The organism is Arthrobacter sp. Hor0625, from assembly GCF_052567525.1.
Genome location: NZ_CP199586.1, coordinates 1,486,184 through 1,512,723 on the forward strand (window position 1 = coordinate 1,486,184; position 26,540 = coordinate 1,512,723).

General features: G+C 66.3%; 19 protein-coding genes, 2 rRNA genes and 1 pseudogene. 17 read left to right on the forward strand and 5 right to left on the reverse strand.

The window, feature by feature from the left end; all coding sequences use genetic code 11:
- Positions 1–208 precede the first annotated feature (208 nt).
- From ACTWLI_RS06810 to ACTWLI_RS06820, 3 genes and pseudogenes are all read left to right on the forward strand, one after another.
- Entirely contained in the window at positions 209–1,657 is a 1,449-nt protein-coding gene (locus tag ACTWLI_RS06810) for a DUF3375 family protein (RefSeq protein WP_445155886.1), read from the forward strand.
- A gap of 2 nt (positions 1,658–1,659) precedes the next feature.
- Positions 1,660–2,466: pseudogene (locus ACTWLI_RS06815) on the forward strand (DUF4194 domain-containing protein); the annotation flags it as partial.
- Between the two features lie 239 nt (positions 2,467–2,705).
- Positions 2,706–6,173: an ATP-binding protein gene (locus ACTWLI_RS06820; RefSeq protein WP_445155887.1), complete on the forward strand. Its 3,468-nt coding sequence runs from the start codon at positions 2,706–2,708 to the stop codon at positions 6,171–6,173.
- A gap of 38 nt (positions 6,174–6,211) precedes the next feature.
- Here the strand turns inward: ACTWLI_RS06820 and ACTWLI_RS06825 are convergent, their stop codons facing one another.
- Positions 6,212–6,706 (reverse strand): FBP domain-containing protein, encoded by a 495-nt coding sequence (locus ACTWLI_RS06825; RefSeq protein WP_445155888.1) that lies wholly within the window; start codon positions 6,704–6,706, stop codon positions 6,212–6,214.
- 571 nt (positions 6,707–7,277) lie between these two features.
- Between ACTWLI_RS06825 and ACTWLI_RS06830 the strand changes: the two genes are divergently transcribed.
- The 6 genes from ACTWLI_RS06830 (at position 7,278) to ACTWLI_RS06855 (ending at position 13,342) form a co-directional block, all read left to right on the forward strand.
- On the forward strand, positions 7,278–8,312 hold the full coding sequence (locus tag ACTWLI_RS06830; protein ID WP_445156140.1) for an iron-siderophore ABC transporter substrate-binding protein: 1,035 nt from the start codon (positions 7,278–7,280) through the stop codon (positions 8,310–8,312).
- 10 nt (positions 8,313–8,322) lie between these two features.
- Positions 8,323–9,396, forward strand: coding sequence for a FecCD family ABC transporter permease (locus ACTWLI_RS06835; RefSeq protein ID WP_445155889.1), 1,074 nt, complete (start codon positions 8,323–8,325; stop codon positions 9,394–9,396).
- 83 nt (positions 9,397–9,479) lie between these two features.
- Positions 9,480–10,535 (forward strand): FecCD family ABC transporter permease, encoded by a 1,056-nt coding sequence (locus ACTWLI_RS06840; RefSeq protein ID WP_445156141.1) that lies wholly within the window; start codon positions 9,480–9,482, stop codon positions 10,533–10,535.
- 1 nt (position 10,536) lies between these two features.
- Complete coding sequence (locus ACTWLI_RS06845) at positions 10,537–11,373, forward strand: ABC transporter ATP-binding protein (protein ID WP_445155890.1); 837 nt, start codon at positions 10,537–10,539, stop codon at positions 11,371–11,373.
- Positions 11,370–12,449 carry a siderophore-interacting protein gene (locus tag ACTWLI_RS06850; protein ID WP_445155891.1) on the forward strand — a complete coding sequence of 360 codons (1,080 nt, stop codon included), beginning with the start codon at positions 11,370–11,372 and terminating at the stop codon, positions 12,447–12,449. Before ACTWLI_RS06845 ends, ACTWLI_RS06850 begins: the two co-directional genes overlap by 4 nt.
- Before the next feature lie 71 nt (positions 12,450–12,520).
- Positions 12,521–13,342 carry an SGNH/GDSL hydrolase family protein gene (locus tag ACTWLI_RS06855; RefSeq protein WP_445155892.1) on the forward strand — a complete coding sequence of 274 codons (822 nt, stop codon included), beginning with the start codon at positions 12,521–12,523 and terminating at the stop codon, positions 13,340–13,342.
- Here the strand turns inward: ACTWLI_RS06855 and ACTWLI_RS06860 are convergent.
- Positions 13,339–13,626 carry a YciI family protein gene (locus ACTWLI_RS06860; RefSeq protein ID WP_445155893.1) on the reverse strand — a complete coding sequence of 96 codons (288 nt, stop codon included), beginning with the start codon at positions 13,624–13,626 and terminating at the stop codon, positions 13,339–13,341. The two genes, ACTWLI_RS06855 and ACTWLI_RS06860, sit on opposite strands and share 4 nt — an antisense overlap.
- 94 nt (positions 13,627–13,720) lie before the next feature.
- Here ACTWLI_RS06860 and ACTWLI_RS06865 point away from each other — a divergent pair, with 94 nt between their 5' ends.
- Genes ACTWLI_RS06865 through ACTWLI_RS06875 form a run of 3 tightly spaced genes read left to right on the forward strand, consistent with a single transcriptional unit; the run spans position 13,721 to position 16,496 of the window.
- Complete coding sequence (locus ACTWLI_RS06865) at positions 13,721–14,215, forward strand: MarR family winged helix-turn-helix transcriptional regulator (protein WP_056737108.1); 495 nt, start codon at positions 13,721–13,723, stop codon at positions 14,213–14,215.
- Between the two features lie 58 nt (positions 14,216–14,273).
- Positions 14,274–15,035: an SGNH/GDSL hydrolase family protein gene (locus ACTWLI_RS06870; RefSeq protein WP_445155894.1), complete on the forward strand. Its 762-nt coding sequence runs from the start codon at positions 14,274–14,276 to the stop codon at positions 15,033–15,035.
- Positions 15,036–15,074: 39 nt separating this feature from the next.
- Positions 15,075–16,496, forward strand: a complete 1,422-nt coding sequence (locus ACTWLI_RS06875; protein ID WP_445155895.1) for a GH1 family beta-glucosidase — start codon at positions 15,075–15,077, stop codon at positions 16,494–16,496.
- A gap of 29 nt (positions 16,497–16,525) precedes the next feature.
- Here ACTWLI_RS06875 and ACTWLI_RS06880 read toward each other — a convergent pair whose 3' ends face one another.
- The 3 genes from ACTWLI_RS06880 to ACTWLI_RS06890 are packed head-to-tail and all read right to left on the reverse strand — an operon-like array spanning position 16,526 to position 19,261.
- Positions 16,526–17,332 carry an FAD:protein FMN transferase gene (locus ACTWLI_RS06880; protein WP_445155896.1) on the reverse strand — a complete coding sequence of 269 codons (807 nt, stop codon included), beginning with the start codon at positions 17,330–17,332 and terminating at the stop codon, positions 16,526–16,528.
- A complete protein-coding gene (locus ACTWLI_RS06885; protein WP_445155897.1) occupies positions 17,316–17,822 on the reverse strand; it encodes an FMN-binding protein in 507 nt (168 codons plus the stop codon). Before ACTWLI_RS06885 ends, ACTWLI_RS06880 begins: the two co-directional genes overlap by 17 nt.
- The gene (locus ACTWLI_RS06890; protein WP_445155898.1) at positions 17,819–19,261 is read right to left on the reverse strand and encodes a ferredoxin reductase family protein; all 1,443 of its coding nucleotides are present in this window, start codon (positions 19,259–19,261) and stop codon (positions 17,819–17,821) included. Before ACTWLI_RS06890 ends, ACTWLI_RS06885 begins: the two co-directional genes overlap by 4 nt.
- Positions 19,262–19,724: 463 nt before the next feature.
- On the opposite strand from ACTWLI_RS06890, the gene rpmB reads away from it, so the two are divergent.
- From rpmB to ACTWLI_RS06915, 5 genes are all read left to right on the forward strand, one after another.
- Positions 19,725–19,961 (forward strand): 50S ribosomal protein L28, encoded by a 237-nt coding sequence (gene rpmB, locus ACTWLI_RS06895; RefSeq protein ID WP_056737118.1) that lies wholly within the window; start codon positions 19,725–19,727, stop codon positions 19,959–19,961.
- Complete coding sequence (rpmG, locus tag ACTWLI_RS06900; RefSeq protein WP_056737121.1) at positions 19,961–20,128, forward strand: 50S ribosomal protein L33; 168 nt, start codon at positions 19,961–19,963, stop codon at positions 20,126–20,128. Before rpmB ends, rpmG begins: the two co-directional genes overlap by 1 nt.
- 4 nt (positions 20,129–20,132) lie before the next feature.
- Positions 20,133–20,438 carry a 30S ribosomal protein S14 gene (gene rpsN, locus ACTWLI_RS06905; RefSeq protein ID WP_043485315.1) on the forward strand — a complete coding sequence of 102 codons (306 nt, stop codon included), beginning with the start codon at positions 20,133–20,135 and terminating at the stop codon, positions 20,436–20,438.
- A gap of 723 nt (positions 20,439–21,161) precedes the next feature.
- A 16S ribosomal RNA gene (locus tag ACTWLI_RS06910) occupies positions 21,162–22,685 on the forward strand.
- A 542-nt stretch (positions 22,686–23,227) separates the two neighbouring features.
- Positions 23,228–26,352 (forward strand): 23S ribosomal RNA (locus ACTWLI_RS06915).
- Together the 16S and 23S rRNA genes form the textbook arrangement of a ribosomal RNA operon.
- The last annotated feature ends 188 nt before the right edge of the window (positions 26,353–26,540 follow it).

The following is a 26,540-nucleotide window of genomic DNA, read 5'->3' on the forward strand; positions in this document are numbered from 1 at the left end:
AACCAGTAGGCCGAGCGTAGGGCGGCGGAGGAGAGCCAGCCAGAGTCGGCCGGGCGCGCCCCGGCTCTTGATACGGGATCGAAATGCTACCCGGACGTAGGTCACGGCGAGGTCGCGGGAAGCCCGGAGGGCTGCGTTAACCTTGTAGTTGGCAGTTTTCCGTGATCCGCTGCCCGACCCACCCCCCCGGCAGCGATTGGAGAAGTGCGTGTCCCGTTCCGCTGTGTCCTCCGCCGACGCCATCAGCGCCCGGTTGCGGGACCTCGAACTCCTCACCAAAGGGCCGGCCTGGGCGCTGACCCGCTCGGCGCCCTGGGTGATCGCCGTCCTGCAGGCTTCCTTCACCCGGACCCGGCCGCAGCTGCCGCTCGAGCAGTTCCATGCCGACGTCGACGCGTTCCTGGAACAGCTCCGGCGTGACGATCCCGGGCTGGGCGGCTCGGCCAACGGCAAAGGCTTCGGGGACGAGTGGACGCGCAAGAACTTCCTGACCCGGCGCAACCAGTCCGGCCAGATCGTGTACGAGGTCACCGAGCCCGCGGCCCGCGTCCTGGCCTTCCTCGACAGCCTCTCCAGCGAACGCTCCACCCTGAACGGCTCCCGGCTCGGCACCCTGCTGGGCGACGTCGAGAAGCTCGCCAACGAGACCAACCCGGACCAGAGCGCCCGGCTGGAGTCCCTCGAGGAAGAGATCGGCGAACGCCGCCAGCTGATCGAGGACATCAGCTCCGGGGAGTTCGACGGGCTGCTCGATGACGAGGAGGCTGTCGAGGCGGCCGGCAATATCCTGGACCTCGCCGCGAGCCTGCCCGCGGATTACAAGAAGATGCGTGACCGGATCGAGGAGCTCGTGGGGGAGCTCCGGAACCAGATCATCGAGGAGTCCCTTAGCAAGGGCGCCACCATGGCGCAGGTGCTGGAGGCGGACAAGCGGCTCCGGCAGAGCCCGGAGGGCAGGACCTTCCGGTCCTTTACCGCGTTCCTGGAAGACCCGCAGCAGCAGCTGCGCTTCCGCTCGGCGATCGGCGAGGTGCTGAGCCGCCAGTTCGCGGACGAACTGAGCCAGGACGAACGCGAGACCCTGAAGAACCTCGTGGCGGAGCTCCGCAGCCAGCACAGCCAGATCCAGCGGATCTACGGCAAGCTCAGCGAAAGCCTCAATACGTATGTCCAGAGCGACGACTACCGCCAGTCGGTGCGGCTCCGCAAGGTGCTGCGCGAGGCGGAGCAGGCGATCCGTTCGCTGCCATACGAGCGCGAACGCCCCGGACTGGTGCGCGGACCAGTGCTGTTCAACGCCGGCTTCGAGTCGCTGGCCATGGTCAAGCTCTTTGACCCGGACGAATTCGCCGCCCCGCCGAAGCTGGCGGCCCCGATCGCCTTCAGCGACTCCGACCGGGTGCGCTCGCCGCGCACCGGCAAGGCCAGCCCCGAAGCGGTCCGGGCCGCGCTCGCCGGGGCCGCCACGCTTGCCGACGCCTGGGAGCAGTTGCCGGCGGAGGAGCGCCACATCAACTCCATCCGAGCGCTGCTCTCCATGGCGCTGCATCAGGGCGCCGGCTTCGACCGGGCGGCCTGGGAGCCGCTGGACTTCGAACAAATCGACGGGTCCATCCGCACCGCCTACCTACCCGTCGTCACGCTCAAGAAGGATTGAAGATGACCGACCTTTCCCCCGAAGAGCACGCTGTTGAGCCGGACGCAGGGCTCGAGCACGCCCCGCACGAGGCCCCCGCGAACCCGTTCACCGTCACCCCGAGGGATACGTTCGTCGACGGCGCCGCCCTGTTCCCCGGGGACACCGGGGTCCTGCCGATGAAGGTCCGCCAAGCCCTGGTGAAGCTGCTCAAGGGCCCGTACATCGACGGCGGCCGGGACGAGAAGCTCTGGACCACGCTGCTGGACAACCAGGTGATCCTGCGCAGCCGGCTGTCCGAACTGTTCCTGACGCTGCAGCTGGACCACGAGCGAAAGGTGGCAGTGCTGCGCCCGGTGGACCCCGAGGCCATCGGCGGCAGCACCCGCTCCAGCATCCTGCGCCAGCAGCGAGCCCTGAGCCGGGTCGAAACCATTGTGCTGCTGCGCCTGCGCCTGCTCCTGGACCGCCACGTCACCGCCCAGACGGACCCTACGATCACGCGCGAGGAGATCGCGGACCTCGTGGCCCACTACCAGCCCGCCGGCCAGCAGGATGCGCTCCGCGACTCCGACGTCGTCAATCGCGCCATCACCAAGCTCCTGGCCCGCCAGCTCCTGCTCACCACCGGCCTGGACGAGGTCTACACGATCTCCAACGCCCTCCCCCTGGCCCTCCCGTTCGAGAACATCGGCGACATCCCCGCCCAAATCGAAGCCCTGGTCGCCGCCTCCACCGACCCCACCGGCACCGAACCCCTCCTAGACCTCGACCCCGCCCCGGCCACCCCCGGCGACGACGCGGAGGACGAACCGGACGACGACGCAGAGGATGACGCTCAAGGTGACGTGACCAACAACGTCGACGAAGAAACCACCGATACCGCAGAAACGGTGACTGACAGCAGCGACGACGCCGGGGGCATGCGGCAGCATGCGTCTAAGCGAGGAACGAGCGAGCATGCAGAGCATGTCGCCGGTGGCGCCGCGGAAGGTGACCACAGTGACGCCGCGCATGGTGACCACGGAGACGCACCGGTAGGCAACCACACCGCAGAGGAGGCAGCAGAATGAGCATCGCAACCATGCTCCCGCTCGGTGAGGCAACGAACCCGGGCCAGATGCGGCTCGCCCTGGTCCAGGTGGTCAACTGGGGGACGTTCCACGGCGCCCACACGATGCACGTGGACCGCAACGGCACGCTGCTGACCGGTAATTCCGGCGTCGGCAAGTCCACGCTGTTCGACGCGATGCTGCGGGTCTTCGACGCCCGGCCGCGTTCCAACGAGGCGGCCGCCCAGCGGGCCGGCGGGGCGGTCGAGGACAAGCGGACGACCTTCACCTACATGCGCGGCAAGGTGGGGGACAAGGCCGTCGGCGACGGGTCGGCCAGCGCCTTCCAGCGCCCGGGGGCGACCTGGTCCGCCGTCGCCCTGACCTTCGACAACGCCGCCGGCACCCGGGTGACCATCTCGGCGCTGTTCGACCTGCCGAAGAACGGCACCGAGTCCAGCGTCGGGCGCTTCTACCTGATCGACAACAAACCGCTGGACCTGGCCGCCTTGGAGGGCATCGCCGATAAGCGCTTCACGAAGTCGGCCCTCGAAACGATCTTCCCCGACGCCCAGATCTTCGACGTCCACAAGGCCTTCGCCGAGCGGTTCCGCCGCCTGCTGGGCATCACCTCGGACCAGGCGCTGCCGCTGCTGCGCGTGATCCAGGCCGGCAAGGGCCTGGGCGGCAGCGTCAACACCTTCTTCCGCGACCAGGTCCTGGACGCCCCCGCCACGCTGGCCGCGGCGGACGACGTCGTCGAGGAATTCAGCAACCTGATGTCCATCCGGCAGCGGTTGGAAGACGTCCGGCAGCAGCGGGACCAGCTCGCCCCGGTTCCGGCGCTGAACAAGGAGTATGCCCAGTCGCTGCTGGACGCGAACCGGCTCCGGGACCTGGCCGGGGAGGAGTTCGAGGCGTACAAGCAGCAGCTCGCCGTCGGCGTCCACGAGAAGACCCTCGAGCGCATCAAGGCCCTGGCCCAGGCGAAAGCCAAGGAACTCAGCGCCGAACGCGGGGTCCGCGACGGCCTGGCCAAGGACCTGCGGCAGCTCGAGGCGGACTACAACAATCAGGGCGGCAACGCGATCTCCGCGATCGAACAAGCGCTGGAGAACGCCCGGGTGGGCCTCAAGCTCCGCCAGCAGGTCGAGGACACCGCGCGCAAGGCGCTGACCGACGCCGGCCTGGAGCTCGAATGGACCGCCGCCGGCTGGGAACAGGCGCACGAGCACGCCGCGGCACGCTCGGCCGAGCTCAAGGACGACTCGGAGGCGCTCAAGGAACTGCGCTTCGAGGCCTTCGACGGCCACGCCGCCAGGAAGCGGGAGCTTGCCGCCGCCCAGCAGGAGCTCCTCTCACTGCAGACCCGCAAGTCCCTGCTGCCGCCGTCGAGCATCGAGAACCGCAGCGCCATCGCCGCCGCCACCGGGGTGCCGGAAGAGCGCATGCCGTTCGCCGGTGAACTGATTGACCTCGCCGAGGGGCAGGAACAGTGGCGCCCGGCCGCCGAGCGTGCGCTGCGCAGCCTCGCCACCACCCTGCTGGTCCCGGGCGAGCACTTCGCCGCCGTCACCCGCTACCTCAACGACCATTCCGTCCGCGGCGCCCTGCGCGCGGTCGACGTCTCAAAGCCGCTGGCCGGCGGGGCGCTGGCGGTGCAGGACGCTGCCGACGGCGAGCTGCTGGCCAAGCTGGATATCCTCGCATCCGGCCCGGCCACCGAAGCGGGGGAGTGGGTGCGGGAACGGATCGCACTGGACTTCGCCTACCCCTGCGTCGAGGACCCGGACGAACTCGCGGGCCTGGACAAGGGCCTGAGCCTGGGCGGCGTGGTCAAACGCAACCGGCACACCGTGGAGAAGGACGACCGGTTCACCTCCCGGCACGACTACGTGCTCGGCTTCGACAATGCCGCCAAGCTTGAACTCGTCGCGGCCCAGGTCGAGGACCTGCAGCAGGAACTCGCCAAGGCCGCCGAGCTGGCCCAAAGCCGCGAGGAGTCGCACCAGGGCATGGCCCGCCAGCTGGAGGCGCTGCGCCGCGTGGCCGACGACCACCGGACCTGGGAACAGGTGTCCGCGGCCGTCGCCGCCGACGAACTCGCCCGGATCGAGACCCGGCTCGCCGACGCGCTCGCCGCCCAGGCCGACCTCGAACCACTGCGCGCCAACATCGAGGCCGCCCGGCAAAAGCACCAGTCCAGCACAGAAGCGGCCGCCGTCCTGCAGAGCGAGTACAAGGCCCTGGACTCCCAGCTCACGGCCGCGGACGCCCTGCTGGAGGCCGCCAGGCGGCGCGTTGCCCAGCAGCCGCCGTCGGAGGCCACCGTCACCGCGCTCGAACCGTACTTCACGGATCTTGGCGACGTGCTGGAAATGCACGAACTGGACAACCTCGCCAACCAGGTCCGGACCCGGTTGCTGGCCGAGCTGCACACGGCCGAATCCCGCGGCCAGGCCACCGCGGAGCGGCTTACCCGCATCTTTGAGGGCTTCGTCCGCGACTGGGGCTCGGCGATCTCGGCGGACCACGGCACGTCCATCGGTGCCGCGGGCGAGTTCGAGGCCCGCTACCACGCGATCGTCAGCGACGGGCTCCCCGCGCAGGAGGCCGAGTTCCGACAGTTCTTCAACCAGCGCACGCACGAGTCCTTTTCCACCCTGCTGCACCTGCTGGACGAGGAACGCCGCTCCATCACCAGCCGGATCCTGCCGCTCAACGGGATCCTGTCCGAGGTTAATTTCCACGAAGGCAGCTTCCTGGAACTGGACATCAAGCAGACCCTGCCGGCAACGGCCAAGCAGTTCAAGGACGCCATCCAGAACGCGCTGAAGGTCCGCCACGCGCGGCCGGGCAAGTCCGCCGTTGCCGGTGCCGCCGGCGCGGACGACGACGCCGAACTCACCAGCCGCTACAAGTCGCTGGAAACGCTCGTGAAGCGGCTCGGGTCCCAGTCACCCGAAGACCGGCGCTGGCGTGCCGAGGTGCTGGACGTCCGCGGACACCTCTTCATCCAGTGCAAAGAGCACCGCGAGGTCCAAGGGCCTAAAGCGGCCAAGAGCGGCGGCAGGAAGAAGACCGAGGTCTTCATGCATGCGGACACCGGCTCCATGTCCGGCGGTGAGCGGCAGCGTTTCACCGCCTTCATCATGGCCGCGGCGCTGAGTTACCAGCTGGGCATTGCCGAGCAGGGCTTCACCACGTACGGCACCGTGATGATGGACGAGGCCTTCGTGCTGGCCTCGGAGGAATTCGCCGGCGCCGGCATCAAGGCGCTGCACGAGTTCGGCTTCCAGCTGCTGCTGGCCGCACCGGAAAACGTCATCGACCTCTCCCGCCACCTCGGGTCCGTCACCGAGATCCTGCGGGACAAGCGCACCAACCGCTCCGGCGTGCTGACCGCGCCGGTGATCGTGCCGGAACCCGGCGCGGAGGGCGCCTGGCGCTCCGAAGCGAACCCGGTGGACATCGTCCTGCGCTGACGCCTGCGCGCCCGGGCAACCCGGGCGCGCAGGTACCGTCAGGCGCCGCGGACGCGGTCCATGAACTGCGCTGACCGGGCGGTCAGGCCCGCGACCTGGCGGGCGACGGCCGCCTCCGGGTCCGGGTTGATGTCGTTGACCGGGGGCGCCACGCGCACGTTGCGGCAGCAGCCGAAGTCCGCACAGATCAACGTGCCCACGGTGTTGCCGTTGCGGCCCGACTGGCCGGCCCGCTTGGCCACCCAGAGCAGCACGTCGTCCTTGGAATGGATGTCGCGGCACAGTTCGCAGAGCACCGCGCGGTTCTTCTTGGCTCCGCCCTCGGGGGCGCGAAGCATGATGCCGACGGGCCCCTCGACGCCGGGAAGCACCAGATAGCCGCGCAGCGGCATCTTGCCGTCGCGCCACCCGAGGAAGTCGAGGCTGTCCCAGTCCAGGCTGTCGAAGTTCTTGGGCAGGGTCAGCTTGGCGGCTTCGGAGCGGCTCGCGTTGATAAAGGAAGAGCGGATCTGCTGGGCGGAGAGATTTTGCATGGCGAAAGCTTTCGGAATCGTGTGGAACCTCTGGTGGCCGGACAGCGCGCCAGGGGTGAAGAGGGCAGGGATCTGCCAGCCACGGAACTCCGGTGGGGAGGGCTCCGGCCGAATCAGGCCGCGTTGGCGCCCGGCCGGCAGGAAAGGGCTGGCGTCGCCGCTGCCGCGCAGCAGGCCAGAACGGCCACCCCGCTGACCGTGGCAGCAGTCATCGTTGCGATGCGCATGCTCACTCCCCTTGCTCGGTCCTTGTTCCGTGAAGAACGATTCCGGACCGGCGCCGCTGCGCCTGGTCCGCGGCTCATCCTCGCAAACCCGGGCGAGACCTGTCCAGTTCCCGGGCGAGCCGGGCGCCCAGCGCGCCGATCGAGATAATTAAGTTACATAGATCTTGCGTAATTACTCCGGGGGTAGGCTAGCCTTACTTAGGTTTGCTTCACTCACCTAAGGAGATCCCGTGGCCCCCGCCGACCATTCCCCTGCCGCCGAGCCCGCCGACCATTCCCCTGCCACCGAGCCCGCCGGCCGGACGTCCCGCCGCCTCCGGCGCCGCCCTGTCCGCCGGACAACCCTGCGGGCCGCGGCGTTGCTGGCCGCCGTCGCCCTTTCGCTGACCGCTTGCTCCACCGGCCCGGTCGGCTCCACCGCGGCAGAGTCCCCAAGCCAGTCGGCCAGCTCCGAGTTCCCGGTCACCCTCAAGCACGCGTTTGGCGAGACAACCATCGCCGAACAGCCGCAGCGGGTTGTCACCGTTTCCTGGGTCAATGACGACGTGGCAATTGCCCTCGGGGTGGTTCCGGTCGGTGTCCCAAAGAACGAATGGGGCGGTAACGACAAGGGATCAACCCCCTGGAAGGACGCCGCACTGGAGAAGCTCGGCGCCGGCTTCGGAACCGAGAAGGCCCCCGCCCAGTTCTCCGAGGCCGACGGCGTCAACTTCACCGAGATCGCCAAGCTCAACCCGGACGTCATCCTGGGCGCCTATTCCGGCCTCACCGCGGAGGACTACAAGAAGCTCAGCGAAATCGCCCCCGTGGTGGCCCATCCCGACGTGGCCTACGGAACCTCCTGGCAGGAATCGACCACCATCATCGGCAAGGCCCTCGGTAAGGAAACCGAAGCCGCCAAGCTGGTCGCCGACACCGAGGCCACCATCCAGGACAAAGCCTCCAAGTACCCGCAACTGTCGGGCAAGACCTTCATCTACGGCAACCTGGATCCTGCAGCCACCGAGAAAATCGGCCTCTACACCGCCAGCGACAACCGTCCCCGGTTCCTCAGCTCTATCGGCATGAAGCAGGCCTCCGTGGTGGACGAGAACTCCAAGGGATCCAAGGAGTTCTACATCCCCTGGTCCGCCGAGAAGGCGAACGAACTCGAATCGGACATCTTCGTGACTTGGGTCGCCGATGCCGCCGCAGCGAAGGCCGTCCAGGCCGACCCACTCATGGCGCAGATCCCTGCCGTCAAGACCGGCGCGCTCGTGGCGGACTCGGACAACACCCTCACGCTGTCCATCTCCGCATCCTCACCGCTGAGCCTGCCGTGGTCCCTGGACACCTTCCTGCCGCGCCTCGCCGGGGCAGCGGACAAAGCAGCGAAGTAGCCACCACTCCATGAGCCCTTTGATGACGACGGCGGCCCCCGCAGCCACCGGACCTGCACCGGAGACCCGCACCACCGGTGTCTTCCCTGCCCGGGGGCACCGTGCAGCCTGGCTGCTGGCCGCCGTCGTCGTCCTTGCTCTCGTGACCGCGGCGTCGCTCGCCATCGGGGCCCGGGGACTGTTCCTGGAGACTGTCTGGCTGGCGCTGACGCAGTTCGATCCCGCCAACGGTGACCACGCCGTGGTCCACGCCCGCATTCCGCGCACGGTCCTGGGCCTGCTGGCCGGGGGCGCCCTCGGGCTCGCCGGGGCTGCCATGCAGGGCGTTGCCCGCAATCCCCTCGCGGACCCTGGCATTATCGGCATCAACGCCGGCGCCTCGCTGGCCGTCGTCACCGGCATCTACGTCTTCGGCGTGGCCTCGCTGAGCGGATACATCTGGTTCGCGTTCCTGGGCGCCGCAGCCGCCGCCGTGCTGGTCTACCTGGTCGCCTCGCTCGGCCGGGACGGCGCGACGCCGGTGAAGCTCGCCCTCGCCGGCGCTGCCCTCAGCGCCGGGCTCTTTTCCCTCATGAACGTCATCCTGGTGTCAAGCCGGGACACCCTGGACCGTTTCCGCTTCTGGCAGGTCGGAGGAATCGCCGGCCGCGACTGGTCCGTGATCCTCCCGGCCCTGCCGTTCCTCCTGCTGGGCGCCGCGATAGTGCTCGCCACGGGCCGGATCCTCAACAACCTCGCGCTCGGCGACGACGTCGCGCGCGGGCTCGGCCAGCGGGTGGGCCTGGTCCGCGGCGGTACCGCACTCGGCATCGTCCTGCTCTGCGGATCAGCCACCGCCCTTGCCGGCCCGATCGGCTTCGTCGGACTCATCATTCCGCATACCGTCCGCTTCCTCACGGGCCCCGACTACCGCTGGATCCTGCCCTTCTCGCTGGTCCTCGCGCCGGCCCTGCTGCTGGCCTCCGACGTTGCCGGGCGTGTCATCCTGCTCCCGGGCGAGGTCCCGGCCGGGATCATGACCGCACTCATCGGCGCCCCGGTGTTCGTCTGGCTGGTCCGGCGCGGCAAGGAGGCCGGGCTGTGAAGACCCTCGCCCCGCAGACCCGGCCGGAATCCGCCGCCGAGCCGGCACTTCGCGGCAGTGTTCCGCGCAAACATTGGCGTGATCTGCCAACTCGCGGGTCCGTGCTCGGCCAGGCCGTGCCCGGCAGGACGGGCGTGCTGGCCTTTGCCGTCGTGGCGCTCTTCGCCGCCAGCGTGCTCCTGGGCAGCTACACCGTCACCATCCCCGACTTCTTCCGGATCCTGGGCGCACATATCACCGGCGGGGAGAAGATCCCCGGCGCCAGCTTCATCGTGATGGAGCACAAGCTGCCGCGCGCCGTCGTGGGAACACTGATCGGCGCCGCGTTCGGGCTGTCCGGTGCACTTTTCCAGACCATGCTCCGCAACCCCCTGGCCAGCCCGGACGTGATCGGTATCAGCTACGGCGCCAGCGCGGCGGCAGTGACGGCGATCGTCGTCTTCGGCGCCACCGGGGCAGCTGTTTCGGGAGCCGCCTTCGCCGGCGCCCTAGGCGTGGCCACCCTCATTTACGCCATCTCGCGCAGCGGCTCGCTCGGGTCCGGCGGGCAACGGGGCGATGCCGCCGGCAGCCGGCTGATCCTGGCCGGCGTGGGCATCGCCGCGGCGCTCCATGCCGTGGTCAGCTTCCTGCTCACCAGGGCGGATATCCGCACCGCAGCCGACGTCTTGGTGTGGCTCAACGGCTCGCTGAACTCCGCGAACTGGGACCGGGCCGGGGTCCTTGGCATCGCACTGCTGCTGCTGATCCCCGCGGTCGGGCTCCTCGCCGGACCGCTGCGCATTCTTGAACTGGGCGACGACACAGCCGCGGGCCTCGGTGTCCGGGTGGGGACTGCCCGGCTGGCCATCGTGGTCACCGCCGTCGGACTCGCGGCAGCGGCGACGGCGGCAGCCGGGCCGGTGGCGTTCGTCGCTTTCCTCGCCGGACCGATCGCGCGCCGCTTCGCCGGCAAGGCCAGCCTGCCGGCGTCGGCCCTGACCGGCGTGCTGATTGTCCTGGCCGCCGACTACGTCGCGGCCAACATCGCACCGCTCGTGCTGGACGGAACAGTACTTCCGGTCGGTGTTATCACGGGTGCCCTCGGCGCCCCGTTCCTGCTCTGGCTGCTCGTCGCCTCCAATCGAAAGGACGCCTGAGATGGCAACCCTTCAGACCTCTGGATTGAAGCTCAAATACGATCAGCGGGTGGTGATCGAGGACCTCAGTGCGGACATCCCCGAGGGCAAGGTGACCATGATTGTCGGCGCCAACGCCTGCGGCAAATCGACCCTGCTTCGGGGGCTGGCCCGGCTGCTCAAGCCCGCGGCCGGCACCGTCACCCTGGACGGCAGGGACATCCACAGCCGGCCGGCCCGCGAGGTGGCCCGCATCCTGGGCCTGCTCCCGCAGCATCCCACGGCGCCGGACGGCATCACCGTCGGGGACCTCGTGGGCCGAGGCCGCTACCCGCACCAGGGATTTTTCCGGTCCCGGCCGGCAGGCGGCTCGAAGGAGGACGAGCGGGCCGTGCAGCAGGCCATGGCCGCCACCGAAACGCTGGAACTTGCCGGGCGGAACGTGGACGAACTCTCCGGCGGACAGCGGCAGCGGGTGTGGATCGCGATGGCCCTGGCGCAGGAAACCGGCGTGCTGCTGCTGGATGAGCCCACCACGTATCTGGACCTCACCCACCAGGTGGAGGTCCTGGACCTCATCACCGACCTCAACCGGCAGCGCGGTACCACCGTGGTAATCGTGCTGCACGACCTCAACCTTGCCGCGAGGTACGCGGACCACATCATCGCCATGAAGAGCGGACGAATAGTTGCCGAGGGAACCTCGCGGACGGTCGTCACCGAGGAACTGGTCCGCGACGTGTTCGGACTGGAGTCCCGGGTGCTCCCCGACCCTGTGTCCGGCGCACCCCTGATCATCCCCCGGGGCCGCCACCACGCCGAATCCCCGCAAACCACCACCCTGGAGCTGGTCCCATGACTGCTAGAAAACCCGCCACGGAACCTGCCCTGGCCGCTCCCGGGCCCCAGCTCGCCACAGAACCCATCACCCTCGCGTTCGAAGTCCAGGTCACGGCCGTCCAGCAGCTCGGCCCCAACTTCCGGCGCGTTACGCTGGGCGGCTATTCGCTGCGGAACTTCGGTGTCCACGGCAGCACCCTCGACCTGCGCATAAAACTGATGATCCCCTCCCTGGCACCGGACGGCACCGAGCTGCCGTTGCCGGAGTTCCGGATGGAGGAGACCGGCTGGTACCGCGAATGGCTGGCCATGGATCCGCAGACCCGCGGCTCCATGCGAACCTACACCGTGCGCCAGGAGCGCCTCGACGCCGTCTACCCGGAACTCGACGTCGACTTCGTTTTGCACTTTGACGATGCCGGCCACGGCGGTCCGGCGGCCAACTGGGCCCTCCACGCCAAGCCGGGGGACACCCTGACCCTGATCGGGCCCAACAACCGGGCCGCGCACTGTGTCACGGCCGGAACCTACTCCGGGATCGAATGGCGTCCGGGACTGGCCCAGCGGGTCCTGCTGGCCGGTGACGAGACGGCCGTCCCCGCCATCAGCGCCATCCTTGAGAGCCTGCCTTCGTACGTGAGCGGCCACGCCATCCTGGAGGTACCGGAAGCCGGAGACTTCCAGGGCATCACGACAGCCGCCGACATCGAGATCACCTGGCTGGCGCGCGGTGCGGCGATCGGCCGGTCGCGTCCGCACGGTGAACTGCTTCAGGACGCGGTCCGCGCCGCCGTCACCCTCCCGGGCTGGGTGGGGCTTCGCGCGGACCCTGAGCCGGCCGCCGGCCCCGAGCCCGAGGACGTCAACGTGGACCGTGACATCCTGTGGGAAACTCCCGCCCGAATGGACGCGGCGGCGATCGGCGCCAGCAGGAATCCGGACAAGCCCGCGGGCGCCCTGCCGTTCTACGCCTGGATCGCCGGTGAAGCGGGGATGGTCAAGGAGATGCGCCGGTACCTAGTGCGTGAGGTGGGGATCGACCGGAAACAGGTCGCGTTCATGGGCTACTGGCGGCAGGGCAGGGCAGAACTCTAGGCGGCTCTCCGGTCACCTGATGTGACCCGCCTGTTCACCCCGGCGTCGGATACGCCCGCTACCGTGGCGCCATGGCCGAGAAGCTCCTGACCCCGCGTCCCGGCGGCCGGCGCGTCTACGTCGCCCTCGGCGATTCCTTCACCGAAGGCGTGGGGGACCGCAGCAAACGGCTGCCCAACGGTGTGCGCGGCTGGGCGGACCGGGTGGCGGAGCAGCTGGCGAAAGCGGAACCGGGGTGGGAGTACGCGAACCTCGCGATCCGGAGCAAGCGGCTTCGCCACATCATCGCGGAGCAGCTCGAACCGGCGCTGGCGATGGACCCGACCCTGGTGACGCTCTACGCCGGCGGGAACGACATCCTGGACTTCGGTACGGACATCGAGGACCTGATGGATGACTACGAGCACCTCGTGGCGGCGCTGGCCGCCAGCGGCGCCACGGTCGTGCTGTTCACCGGCTTCGACGTCAAGGTCTCCGTGCTGCTCGAGCCGCTCAAGCGGCGCAATACGCTGTACAACCGGCGGGTCCGGGAGCTGGCAGCCTGGTACGGGGCGGTGCTGGTGGACTACTGGTGTTTCGACGCGTTCCACGACCCGCGGATGTGGGACACCGACCGGCTGCACATGTCCAAGGCCGGCCACAAGTACCTCGCGGCGCAGGTCCTGGACCAGCTGGGCGTGCAGCACACCATCAGCCCGAAGGAGTGGGAGCCACCGGCCCGTCTCGGACTGCGCGACTGGGAACGGCGGCAGCGGCGCTGGGTGCACGACTGGGTGCTTCCCCTGTTCGGCCGCAAGCTGCGCGGGGTCACGTTGGGGGACCGGCTCGGTCCGCGCTGGCCCGAGCCCGTACGGGTCCCGGCCAAAGGCGGCCTGAAAAAACTCCTGCCCTAGCTGTCCAGCAGGTTCTCGTACCCGGGGGCGACCCGGCTGGCGTGGAATTCCTCGACGTCGAACTCCGCGACGCCGTTGACGTAGAAGGGGTCCTGGGCCAGGGCAGCATCGAGGTCCGCGCGGTCCGCGTTGGAGAGCAGCAGCCCGCCGGTGCGGGGAATCTTGCGGCCCGCCACCATGAACACCCCCCGGTCGAAGGCATCCTGCAGCCAGGCGACGTGGGCCGGAAGGTGGAAGTCGACGATTTCTTCGGGCACCTTGTAGGTCAGGGACACAACGTACATGGCGCCAGCCTACAGCCTGGTTCGGCCCGTGAAAGTGTTGTCCGAAAGGCCCTGAAGTTGAATCGTCAAGCATCGACCCTCCTAGAATGGAGCCATGACCGAACCGCGCTGGCTCAACGCCGACGAACGCCGGGCCTGGCTGGCCCAGCTGAGCATCAACACCCTGCTGCCCGCCGCGTTGGACACGCAGCTGCACGCCGCCGGGAAGCTGTCCCTGTTCGACTACAACGTCCTGGCCATGCTCTCGGAGGCGGAGGGGCGGTACCTGCCGATGAGTGAACTCGCGGCCCGGACCAGCGCCTCCCTGTCCCGGCTCTCGCACGTGGTGACCAAGCTGCAGAACCGCGGATGGGTGGAGCGGCAGCCGCACCCGGGGGACGCCCGGGTTACCACCGCCCACCTGACGGACGCCGGCATGGCCACCATTGAGGGCCTGGCCCCGGCACACGTCGAGGGGGTCCGGACCCTGTTCCTGGATGCCCTCGACCCGGCCGACGTCGCCGACCTCGCCCGCATCGGGGAGAAAATCGTCTCGCGCCTGGACGCCAACCACTGGATCCTGCGCGAGAACAAGCTCCCGCCCGCCTGACCGGCTCCGCCCGGGAAGGTCCTTGGTTGCCCCCGGCAACGGATGGCAGACTGGGCGAATGGAATTCACTGCCCGCTACGTTGCCCTCGGAGACTCCTTCACGGAAGGCGTGGGCGACGCCGATCCGGCCCGCCCCAACGGCGTGCGGGGCTGGGCGGACCGGGTGGCGGAGCAGCTGGGCGCCGCGGACCCGGGCTTCGGCTACGCCAATCTCGCCATCCGGGGACGCAAGCTCCGCCAGATCCTGGCCGAACAGGTGGACGCCGCCGTCGCGCTTAAACCCACGCTGGTGACCATCTACGCCGGCGCGAACGACATCCTCCGTCCCCGGATCGACATCGACGACCTCTTGGTCGACTACGACGCCGCTATCCGCACCCTGACGGCCACCGGCGCCACGGTGGTGATGTTCACCGGCTTCGATGCGCGCGGTTCCAAAGTCTTCGGCACCATGCGCGGCCGGACCGCGATCTACAACGAACTCGTGCGCGGTATTGCCGGCGACCACGGCGCGCTCCTCGTGGACTATTGGCGCTTCAGCGAATACTACGACTGGGGCATGTGGGACACCGACCGGATGCACATGTCCGCCGCCGGCCACGCCAATATGGCCAAGCGGGTCCTCACCGTGCTCGAGCACGACCATTCGATCGACGTGCCGCCTATGACGCCGGTCCCGGAGCTCAGCCGGACCGACGCGCTGCGGGCGAACGCCCGTTGGGTGCGCGAATTCGCCGGTCCGTGGGTGGTGCGCCGGGTCACCGGGAAGTCCTCCGGCGACGGCCTCTCGCCGCGGTACCCGTCGCTCACCCGCCTCTAACGCACGCCCTCCAGCCCCCAGCCAAGGAGCAGCATCAGGATGAACAGCACCCCCCGCACCTTCCCTGCCGGCTTCCTGTGGGGAGCCGCGACCGCGGCCTACCAGATTGAGGGCGCTGCCCACGAGGGAGGCCGCGGGGACTCCATCTGGGACGTCTTCTGCCGCGTCCCCGGCGCCGTGGCGGACGGCCACAACGGCGACGTCGCCTGCGACCACTACCACCGCACGGCGGGGGATGTGCGCCTGATGCAGGAACTGAACCTTGCCGCCTACCGCTTCTCCATCTCGTGGGCCCGCTGCATGCCCGACGGTGTGACCCCCAACCCCGAGGGCATCGCGTTCTACTCCCGGCTGGTCGACCAGCTGCTCGACGCCGGCATCACGCCGTGGGTGACGCTGTACCACTGGGACCTGCCGCAGGCGCTGGAGGAGCGCGGCGGCTGGGCGGTGCGGGAAACCGCCGAACGCTTTGCCGACTACGCCGCCCTGATGCATGAGGCACTCGGCGACCGGGTGCGGTTCTGGACCACGCTTAACGAGCCCTGGGTCTCCGCGTTCCTGGGCTATGCCGCCGGCATCCATGCTCCGGGCCGGCGCGACCCGGCCGCGGCGCTTGCGTCCGTCCACCATTTGCTGCTGGGCCACGGGCTGGCCGTCCGGGCGCTGCGCGGGCGCGATCCCGAGGCGGCACTTGGCATCACGCTGAACCTCACGGTGGCGGATCCGGCGGATCCAGGCCGGGACGAGGACCGCGACGCTGCGCGTCGAGTCGACGGCCAGGCGAACCGGCTCTTCCTGGACCCGCTGTTCCGCGGCGAATACCCGGCCGACGTGCTCGCGGACGTCGCTCACCTGGGGATGGCCGACGTCGTACGGCCCGGGGACCTGGCGGTCATCGCGCAGCCGTTGGACCTGCTGGGCGTCAACTACTACCACGGCGACGCCTTCACTGCCGGGCCTTCAGGAGCCTCCGCGGCGGACGGGGATGCGGCCTCGGATGCGGCCTCGCCCTATGTCGCGGCCGATGGCGTCCGGCAGGTCCCGCGCGGGCTGCCGGTCACCGGGATGGGCTGGGAGATCCAGCCCGAGGGCCTGCGCCGGCTCCTGAACCGGGTGCACCGCGATTACACCGGCCCGGCCGGGGTCCCGATCTACATCACGGAGAACGGCGCCGCCTTCGACGACGTGCCGGACGATGCCGGATTCGTGGACGACCAGGCGCGGCTGGCGTTCTTCGCGGACCACCTCGACGCGGTACGCCAGTCGCTGGCGGACGGCGTCGACGTCCGCGGCTATTTCGCCTGGTCCCTGCTGGACAACTTCGAGTGGGCCTTCGGCTACCACCAGCGCTTCGGCCTTGTCCGGGTGGACTACGACACGCAGCGCCGCACACCGAAGGCCAGCGGACGCTGGTACGCCGGTGTCGCGGCGTCGAACGCCCTGCCCCCGGCCGCCCCCTAGCCGAACTGCCCTGGTTCGGGCCGCGGCTTCTAGGCCCGGAAGCCCGCCGTCGCCAGGAGCCCGCCGTCGCGCCGGATGGCGAGGACCTCGACCGCCCAGGTGCTGGTTGCCCGGTTGAGCATGGGCAGGCCGCCGGCCACGATGGCCGTCGCCAGCACGTCCGCGGTCACGATGTCCGCCGCGGCCACGGACACCTGGCGGAACTCACTGGCGCCGGCGCCGAGGACCCAGATGTGGTCGCCGCGTTCGGCGGAGCCGGAGGTGGCGAGTGCGCCGGTCACCGTGCTGCCGCCCAGGGGGTAGGCGGCGATCAGGGAGCCGCGGTCCAGCGGGTCGACGATTCCGGCCTGCCACGACGCCCGGCTGCCCGGGATCGGCGAGCCGGAGACCAGGATGTCGCCGCCGGCGTTCAGACACCAGTCGCGCAGCCCCAGTGACTGCAGCGCGGTACCGGCTTGCTGGACGGCGAATCCCTTCACCAGGCCGGACAGGTCAGGGGTCCCGTCCGGGCGCTCCGGCGTGAAGGCGCCCCCGGTCAGGATCCGCCAGCGGGCGGCGTCGGCGTAGCGGTCCCGGAATTCCCGGGAGGTCCGCCGCAGGGTCAGTTCTCCGCGGGCCAGCCGGCTGGCCTCCGACCTGGTCCGGTACAGGCTGAAGCGGGCGTCGAGCGCCGCGAACAGGCGCTCGACGGCGGCGGCCGCGTTGCCCAGGTTGGCATCGTCCGCGGCGGTCCAGGAACCGCGTCCGGCGGGGACGGTGAGGCTGATGACCGTGCCCATGCAGCGGAAGACTTTGGCCTTGAGCGCCGGCCGGTCCAGCTCAGAGGTGGGCTGCATCTAGGGCTGCCTGGAGCGAGGTCAGGTAGGCATCGCTCGTGACGGTGGCTCCCCCGATGGTCTGCACGTTGGCCGACTGCGCCTGGAGCACCTCGGCACGCAACAGGGGCGCGGCGTAGTTGCTGATCTGCACCGATCTGCCGCCGTCGTCGGTCAGCTGAAGGGCGGTGACGTCCGAGATGGTGCCGCCGCTGACGGTGATCTGCACCTGAACGGGACCGAACCGGGTCTGGACGACGTCACCGGCAAAGGTTCCCCCGGCCTTCGCTGCCGACCCGGCAGCGCCGGAGGAGCCCGCCGACCCTGAGGACACGGATCCGCCGGCGGTCCCGGTGGTTCCCGGGCCGGCTGCCCCGGCCCCCGGCCCGGTGGTCCCGGACGGGGAGCCGGCGGCGCCGGCCGTGCCCGCGACGTGCGCTCCGGATTGCCAGCCGGCCAGCAGGATGCCGGCCGAGGCCAGTGTTGCTGAAACTGCTGCGCGAATTCTCACCAGTCGAACCTTTCGTAGTGGAGTTGTTCTTCCCGCACCCCGGCCCGGCGCGCGTCCTCGAGGACATTCCGCGCCCAGCCGGCGGGGCCGCACACGTAGACGTCGGCGTCGGCCAGCCTCGGCGCGTAGCTGGCCAGCCGGTAACCGGCCCGGGCTTCGGCCTCCGGCTGCCAGGTGTCCACGCCGGGAGGACGGCGGCCGGTCAGATGGAACAGGGCCGCGCCCCGGCGCTGGCAGAGATCGAGGATTTCGTCAGCCAGGTAGAGGCCTGAGCTGTCATGGCCCCGGAGGATCACGGTCGCGTCCCCGGGGGCAAAAGGGGTGCGCTCCAGGAGGGCGCGGAGAGGGGTGATGCCGATGCCGGCGCCGACCATCACCATGTGCCTCCGGCTGCGGGCCGCGGTGCTGAAGACGCCGTAGGGTCCCTCCACGGCCACCCGTGTGCCGGTCCTGAGCCGCGCCAGGCTGGCGGACCCCCGCCCCAGGTTCCGGACGGTGATCCGCAGCCGCCCGCCGCCGTCGGCGTCCATCTGCGCCGGTTCCGCCGAGAGGCTGAACGGATGCGGATGCCACCACTGCCCGGGGGCGAGGAAGCGCCAGATGAAAAACCGTCCGCCGCTGCCGGCCAGTTCATCGACGTGCCGTCCCGTCATCTCGATGCTGACCGCACCGTGCCCGGCCGCCACCACCCGGCTGACCCTCAGCCCGTGCCGGAAGGTGGCGACGACCGGCTCCAGGACCCGGTAGTGCAGGAGCGCGGCGCCGGTGGCGATGCAGACGGCCAGCCAGTACCAGCGCTGCCAGGTGCCCGCTGCGAACAGCCCGCCGACACTGAACTGGTGCGGCAGGGACGTCAGCACCGCGGCGTAGGTCAGCAGGTGGACGCCGTACCAGAACTCGTAGGGGAAACGGCGGCGCACCGCCACCAACGAGGTCACGACGACGGCGACAAACAGCGCCAGTGAAACGAAGGCCAGCCACATGTCGGGGACCAGCACCCACAGGGACACTGCCTCGCTGACCGGATTTAGTCCCTCGGCCAGGCCGTAACCGATTGCGAGCAGCACGCCGTGGGCGAGCAGCAGGTACAGCGAGGGCTTCCCGAGCTTGCGGTGGAATTCCAGGGCCCGGTCGTGGCCCACGGTGGCGTCGATGACCGGGAGCCGTGCGGCCAGCAGCAGCATGAGCAGCACCAGGTCCATGCCGGCAAGCCCGGCGACGATCCCCGCTGCCGTGAAGGCGCCGGCAGCGGTGGCGAAACCCGACGCTCCGCCGTCGGCCAGCCACAACGCGACGGCGGCCGCCACCGATGCCCAGGCGACCACGGTAAGAAGGTCCGCCCTGCGCAGCCGCCGCCGGTGCTGCCCCGCAAAGGGGTTCGCGGCGGGCGGCGCCCGCCGGAGCTGAGGCTGCTGCGCTGTCCGGGATGTCGTGTTCATGGCACCAGAGTCCGCCCCCGGGCCTTCATTTTGCTGTGAATGCACTACGCCGCTGGTGTGACTTGGCGGCCCGTTCCGCGACGGCGCTTATACCCCGGGAAGGGACGGATTGGTCTTTAATTCGCCAAGCTCGTAGACTTGGTAGGCGCTAGGTGGCGCGGAGTGGGCGCAATTGCTCCGGTTGTCGGGAAATCCTGTGAAAACAGTCCGTCCCGGTGGCCGGTAGTTAGGGGCTCAAGTTGCGGACACTCCTGTATTCGCCCGGCATCCCGGCACTCGCAGTGGTCTCCTCTGGAAACCCCGCGCCGTGCCAGCACCCACAACATTTTCGCAATGAAGATTGCGGCCGGTCCTGGATCGGCTGCTGCGGAATAGCTCGTGGGAGCCGGATGCGGACGTCGCCTGCCGCACGGCGATGCGGGAACTCCGCTGCCGTTCCAATTTATTTACGAGGAGAGTCGTCATGGCAGCACACTGCCAGGTGACCGGAGCCGAGCCGGGCTTTGGACACAGCATTTCGCACTCGCACCGCCGCAACAAGCGCCGGTTCGACCCGAACATCCAGAAGAAGCGCTACTGGGTTCCGTCCCTGCGCCGTAATGTCACCCTGCAGGTCTCTGCACGTGGCATCAAGACCATCGACGTGCGCGGCATCGACGTTGTCGTCGCCGACATCCTGGCACGAGGAGTGAAGCTCTAGTGGCAAAGGACAAGGACGTACGTCCGATCATCAAGCTCAAGTCGACCGCGGGCACGGGTTACACCTACGTGACGCGCAAGAACCGTCGTAACGACCCGGACCGCATGGTCCTGCGGAAGTACGATCCCAAGATCCGCCAGCACGTCGAATTCCGAGAGGAGCGCTAAGCACATGGCTAAGAAGTCAATGATCGCGAAGAACGAACAGCGTAAAGTCATCGTCGAGCGCTACGCTGCAAAGCGCCTCGAACTGAAGAAGGCCCTGGTTGACCCCAACTCAACCGACGAAGCCCGCGAAGCTGCACGCCTCGGCCTGCAGAAGCTTCCCCGCAACGCTTCCCCGGTCCGCCTCCGCAACCGCGACATCATCGACGGCCGCCCCCGCGGTACGTTCCAGAAGTTCGGTATCTCCCGTGTTCGCTTCCGCGACATGGCTCACCGCGGTGAGCTCCCGGGCATCACGAAGTCTTCCTGGTAATTCAGCACCCCTGAAGCCAGTGGCTTGAAAGAGGGCCGGCAACCATTTGGTTGCCGGCCCTCTTTGCTTTTAACCGCCGGGATCCGCTGGAGCTGCTTTCGAGTGGGAGCGTGCGGGTGCTGCCGCGTCCTGGCGGGCCACCGGGAGGGTGCCCGCAACCGGGGTTGGCGCCGTGACCGAGCCCACAGCTGCCACCGACGGCGCCAGCACGACGCCGGGAGATGGCGCCGGGCCCCAATCCCGCGGATTTTCAAGGTTTTCGCGGCCCGGGGGAGCGGTTGGGGGCGGATTTGCGTGGGGTCGTGGGGGTGTGTAAAGTTATTCGAGTCGCCGCCGCTGAAGCGGAAAGATGGCGACCGACCCCCTGATGAACAGCCTGGAAAATGGCGCGGATTATTGCGCGCCGGTTTTGGGTGGGGACCCTTTCGTTGCTTTGAAAATTGGCGGGAACGCCGGTTTGCGAAGCGGTTCGAAACCGGGTAAGTTTGAAAAGTTGCTCCGGAGCGAGCCGGGACCCTTGAGGGGTTGTGGTGGTGCCGGGTGTGTCTGTTGTTTGAGAACTCAATAGTGTGCCAAGTTTGTTGATACCAATTGTTTTATTGATTGGTTGTTTTGGCTGTGTTGTCCACCCCCGTGGATGGCATGGTTTTTACAGCTGGTTTCAAATTTTGTGCAGCCTTCTTTCCCCGTTTTCCCGGGGTTGTTGGTTGTGTCTGTTTGTTTTCAACGGAGAGTTTGATCCTGGCTCAGGATGAACGCTGGCGGCGTGCTTAACACATGCAAGTCGAACGATGATCCGGTGCTTGCACCGGGGATTAGTGGCGAACGGGTGAGTAACACGTGAGTAACCTGCCCTTAACTCTGGGATAAGCCTGGGAAACTGGGTCTAATACCGGATATGACTCCTCATCGCATGGTGGGGGGTGGAAAGCTTTTGTGGTTTTGGATGGACTCGCGGCCTATCAGCTTGTTGGTGAGGTAATGGCTCACCAAGGCGACGACGGGTAGCCGGCCTGAGAGGGTGACCGGCCACACTGGGACTGAGACACGGCCCAGACTCCTACGGGAGGCAGCAGTGGGGAATATTGCACAATGGGCGGAAGCCTGATGCAGCGACGCCGCGTGAGGGATGACGGCCTTCGGGTTGTAAACCTCTTTCAGTAGGGAAGAAGCGAAAGTGACGGTACCTGCAGAAGAAGCGCCGGCTAACTACGTGCCAGCAGCCGCGGTAATACGTAGGGCGCAAGCGTTATCCGGAATTATTGGGCGTAAAGAGCTCGTAGGCGGTTTGTCGCGTCTGCCGTGAAAGTCCGGGGCTCAACTCCGGATCTGCGGTGGGTACGGGCAGACTAGAGTGATGTAGGGGAGACTGGAATTCCTGGTGTAGCGGTGAAATGCGCAGATATCAGGAGGAACACCGATGGCGAAGGCAGGTCTCTGGGCATTAACTGACGCTGAGGAGCGAAAGCATGGGGAGCGAACAGGATTAGATACCCTGGTAGTCCATGCCGTAAACGTTGGGCACTAGGTGTGGGGGACATTCCACGTTTTCCGCGCCGTAGCTAACGCATTAAGTGCCCCGCCTGGGGAGTACGGCCGCAAGGCTAAAACTCAAAGGAATTGACGGGGGCCCGCACAAGCGGCGGAGCATGCGGATTAATTCGATGCAACGCGAAGAACCTTACCAAGGCTTGACATGAACCGGTAAGACCTGGAAACAGGTCCCCCACTTGTGGCCGGTTTACAGGTGGTGCATGGTTGTCGTCAGCTCGTGTCGTGAGATGTTGGGTTAAGTCCCGCAACGAGCGCAACCCTCGTTCCATGTTGCCAGCGCGTTATGGCGGGGACTCATGGGAGACTGCCGGGGTCAACTCGGAGGAAGGTGGGGACGACGTCAAATCATCATGCCCCTTATGTCTTGGGCTTCACGCATGCTACAATGGCCGGTACAAAGGGTTGCGATACTGTGAGGTGGAGCTAATCCCAAAAAGCCGGTCTCAGTTCGGATTGGGGTCTGCAACTCGACCCCATGAAGTCGGAGTCGCTAGTAATCGCAGATCAGCAACGCTGCGGTGAATACGTTCCCGGGCCTTGTACACACCGCCCGTCAAGTCACGAAAGTTGGTAACACCCGAAGCCGGTGGCCTAACCCCTTGTGGGAGGGAGCTGTCGAAGGTGGGACTGGCGATTGGGACTAAGTCGTAACAAGGTAGCCGTACCGGAAGGTGCGGCTGGATCACCTCCTTTCTAAGGAGCAGCTACAACAACCCCGCCAAGCCTGTGTTTGTGTGGTGGTGTTGTCAGGAGTAACGCCCGTTGCGCAGACGCAAGTTCTGCGGCGGGTGCTCACGGGTGGAATATCAGCAAATAGCGGCCGCCGGATTTTCTGCCGGCACCCAGTACGGACACGTACCGCTCCTTTTGGGGCGGGTGTCCTGGAACGGTGCGGGCGGGTGAATGGGTGGTTTCGTGTTTGGCACACTGTTGGGTCCTGAGACAACAGGACCATGGCCTGTGCTTTTCTTTCCCTCGGGGAAGGGGGTGCGGGGTGTGGGGCTTGTGTTTCTGGTTTCCCGGCTGCGACGCGTCGCGCACTGGTTGGTTCCCTTGGGGGCCTGGTGTGTGGGGTGTGTGGTACGGGGTTGTTGTTTGAGAACTACATAGTGGACGCGAGCATCTTTTATAAGAAGCAATTTCCAAGAAAATTTGAACCTGGATCTGGTTCCACACCCGTTTGGGGTGTGGGGTTGGTTTCCATGGTTTTCTCGAAATTACTCCTTGATCTTTGTGGTCAAGTTTTTAAGAGCACACGGTGGATGCCTTGGCATTAGGAGCCGAAGAAGGACGTAGGAATCTGCGATAAGCCTGGGGGAGTCGATAACCGGACTGTGATCCCAGGGTGTCCGAATGGGGAAACCCCGCCAGACGCGCGAGTGATCTGGTGACCCGCATCTGAACACATAGGGTGCGTGGAGGGAACGCGGGGAAGTGAAACATCTCAGTACCCGCAGGAAGAGAAAACAATAGTGATTCCGTTAGTAGTGGCGAGCGAACGCGGATCAGGCTAAACCGTTCCATGTGTGATAGCCGGCGGGCGTTGCATGGTCGGGGTTGTGGGACTTTCCGTTCCAGTTCTGCCGGACTGGTGAGGTGAGTGCGTGGGTATAGGTGAACGGTCTTGAAAGGCCGGCCAGAGAGGGTGTGAGCCCCGTAACCGTAATGCTGTCACGCCGCCTGGGAAGTATCCCAAGTAGCACGGGGCCCGAGAAATCCCGTGCGAATCTGTCAGGACCACCTGATAAGCCTAAATACTCCCTAATGACCGATAGCGGACCAGTACCGTGAGGGAAAGGTGAAAAGTACCCCGGGAGGGGAGTGAAACAGTACCTGAAACCGTGTGCTTACAATCCGTCGGAGCAGCCTTGTAGTTGTGACGGCGTGCCTTTTGAAGAATGAGCCTGCGAGTTAGTGTTACGTCGCGAGGTTAACCCGTGTGGGGAAGCCGTAGCGAAAGCGAGTCTGAACAGGGCGTTGCAGTGGCGTGATCTAGACCCGAAGCGAAGTGATCTACCCATGGCCAGGTTGAAGCGACGGTAAGACGTCGTGGAGGACCGAACCCACTTCAGTTGAAAATGGAGGGGATGAGCTGTGGGTAGGGGTGAAAGGCCAATCAAACTTCGTGATAGCTGGTTCTCCCCGAAATGCATTTAGGTGCAGCGTTGCGTGTTTCTTACCGGAGGTAGAGCTACTGGATGGCTAATGGGCCCTACAAGGTTACTGACGTCAGCCAAACTCCGAATGCCGGTAAGTGAGAGCGCAGCAGTGAGACTGTGGGGGATAAGCTTCATAGTCGAGAGGGAAACAGCCCAGACCACCAACTAAGGCCCCTAAGCGTGTGCTAAGTGGGAAAGGATGTGGAGTTGCGAAGACAACCAGGAGGTTGGCTTAGAAGCAGCCATCCTTAAAAGAGTGCGTAATAGCTCACTGGTCAAGTGATTCCGCGCCGACAATGTAGCGGGGCTCAAGTACACCGCCGAAGTTGTGGCATTCACATTTTATCCAAGCCTTCGTGGTTCAGGAGTGTGGATGGGTAGGGGAGCGTCGTGTGGGCAGTGAAGTCGCGGTGGAAACCAGCGGTGGAGCCTACACGAGTGAGAATGCAGGCATGAGTAGCGAAAGACGGGTGAGAAACCCGTCCGCCGAATGATCAAGGGTTCCAGGGTCAAGCTAATCTGCCCTGGGTAAGTCGGGACCTAAGGCGAGGCCGACAGGCGTAGTCGATGGACAACGGGCTGATATTCCCGTACCGGCGAAAAACCGCCCATGCTGAACAGGGGATACTAACCGCCCGAGACCTGCCCGACACCCCTTGTGGGTGAAGGGTTTTGGTGGAGCGCGGGACCTGATCCTGGGAGGCAAGCGTATTAACAGGTGTGACGCAGGAAGGTAGCCGGGCCGGGCGATGGTTGCCCCGGTCTAAGGATGTAGGGCGAACGGTAGGCAAATCCGCCGTTCATGAAGCCTGAGACCCGATGGGACCCCCGTACGGGGGGATCCGGTGATCCTATGCTGCCGAGAAAAGCATCGACGCGAGGTTTTAGCCGCCCGTACCCCAAACCGACACAGGTGATCAGGTAGAGAATACTAAGGCGATCGAGAGAATTATGGTTAAGGAACTCGGCAAAATGCCCCCGTAACTTCGGGAGAAGGGGGGCCCCTATCGTGATGGACACACGCTGTCCGGAGCGTGCAGGGGCCGCAGAGACCAGGGGGAAGCGACTGTTTACTAAAAACACAGGTCCGTGCGAAGTCGCAAGACGATGTATACGGACTGACTCCTGCCCGGTGCTGGAAGGTTAAGAGGACCGGTTAGCCGCAAGGCGAAGCTGAGAATTTAAGCCCCAGTAAACGGCGGTGGTAACTATAACCATCCTAAGGTAGCGAAATTCCTTGTCGGGTAAGTTCCGACCTGCACGAATGGAGTAACGACTTCCCCGCTGTCTCAACCATAAACTCGGCGAAATTGCAGTACGAGTAAAGATGCTCGTTACGCGCAGCAGGACGGAAAGACCCCGAGACCTTTACTATAGTTTGGTATTGGTGTTCGGAGTGGCTTGTGTAGGATAGGTGGGAGACGTTGAAACCCGGACGCCAGTCCGGGTGGAGTCATCGTTGAAATACCACTCTGGTCACTTTGGACATCTAACTTCGGCCCGTAATCCGGGTCAGGGACAGTGCCTGATGGGTAGTTTAACTGGGGCGGTTGCCTCCTAAAAAGTAACGGAGGCGCCCAAAGGTTCCCTCAGCCTGGTTGGCAATCAGGTGTCGAGTGTAAGTGCACAAGGGAGCTTGACTGTGAGAGAGACATCTCGAGCAGGGACGAAAGTCGGGACTAGTGATCCGGCGGTACATTGTGGAATGGCCGTCGCTCAACGGATAAAAGGTACCTCGGGGATAACAGGCTGATCTTGCCCAAGAGTCCATATCGACGGCATGGTTTGGCACCTCGATGTCGGCTCGTCGCATCCTGGGGCTGGAGTAGGTCCCAAGGGTTGGGCTGTTCGCCCATTAAAGCGGTACGCGAGCTGGGTTTAGAACGTCGTGAGACAGTTCGGTCCCTATCCGCTGCGCGCGCAGGAAATTTGAGAAGGGCTGTCCTTAGTACGAGAGGACCGGGACGGACGAACCTCTGGTGTGTCAGTTGTACTGCCAAGTGCACCGCTGATTAGCTACGTTCGGATGGGATAACCGCTGAAAGCATCTAAGCGGGAAGCTCGCTTCGAGATGAGATTTCCATACACCTTGTGTGTGAGAGGCCCCCAGCCAGACCACTGGGTTGATAGGCCGGATGTGGAAGCGAGGACTAACGACTCGTGAAGCTGACCGGTACTAATAGGCCGATAACTTACACCACACCTTCCCTCCGTGAACCGTTCCTTCAAAAGAGGTTCACACCAGGAGAGAAGAAAAGAGAACAAGACTGCTTGCGTCCACTATGTGGTTCCCAACCAACAAACCCGCCACGGGCACGTTGCAAGGAACCAAAACAACTGAATACAACACCACATGTTGTAACCACACAGATTTCCCACCACCCCCAAC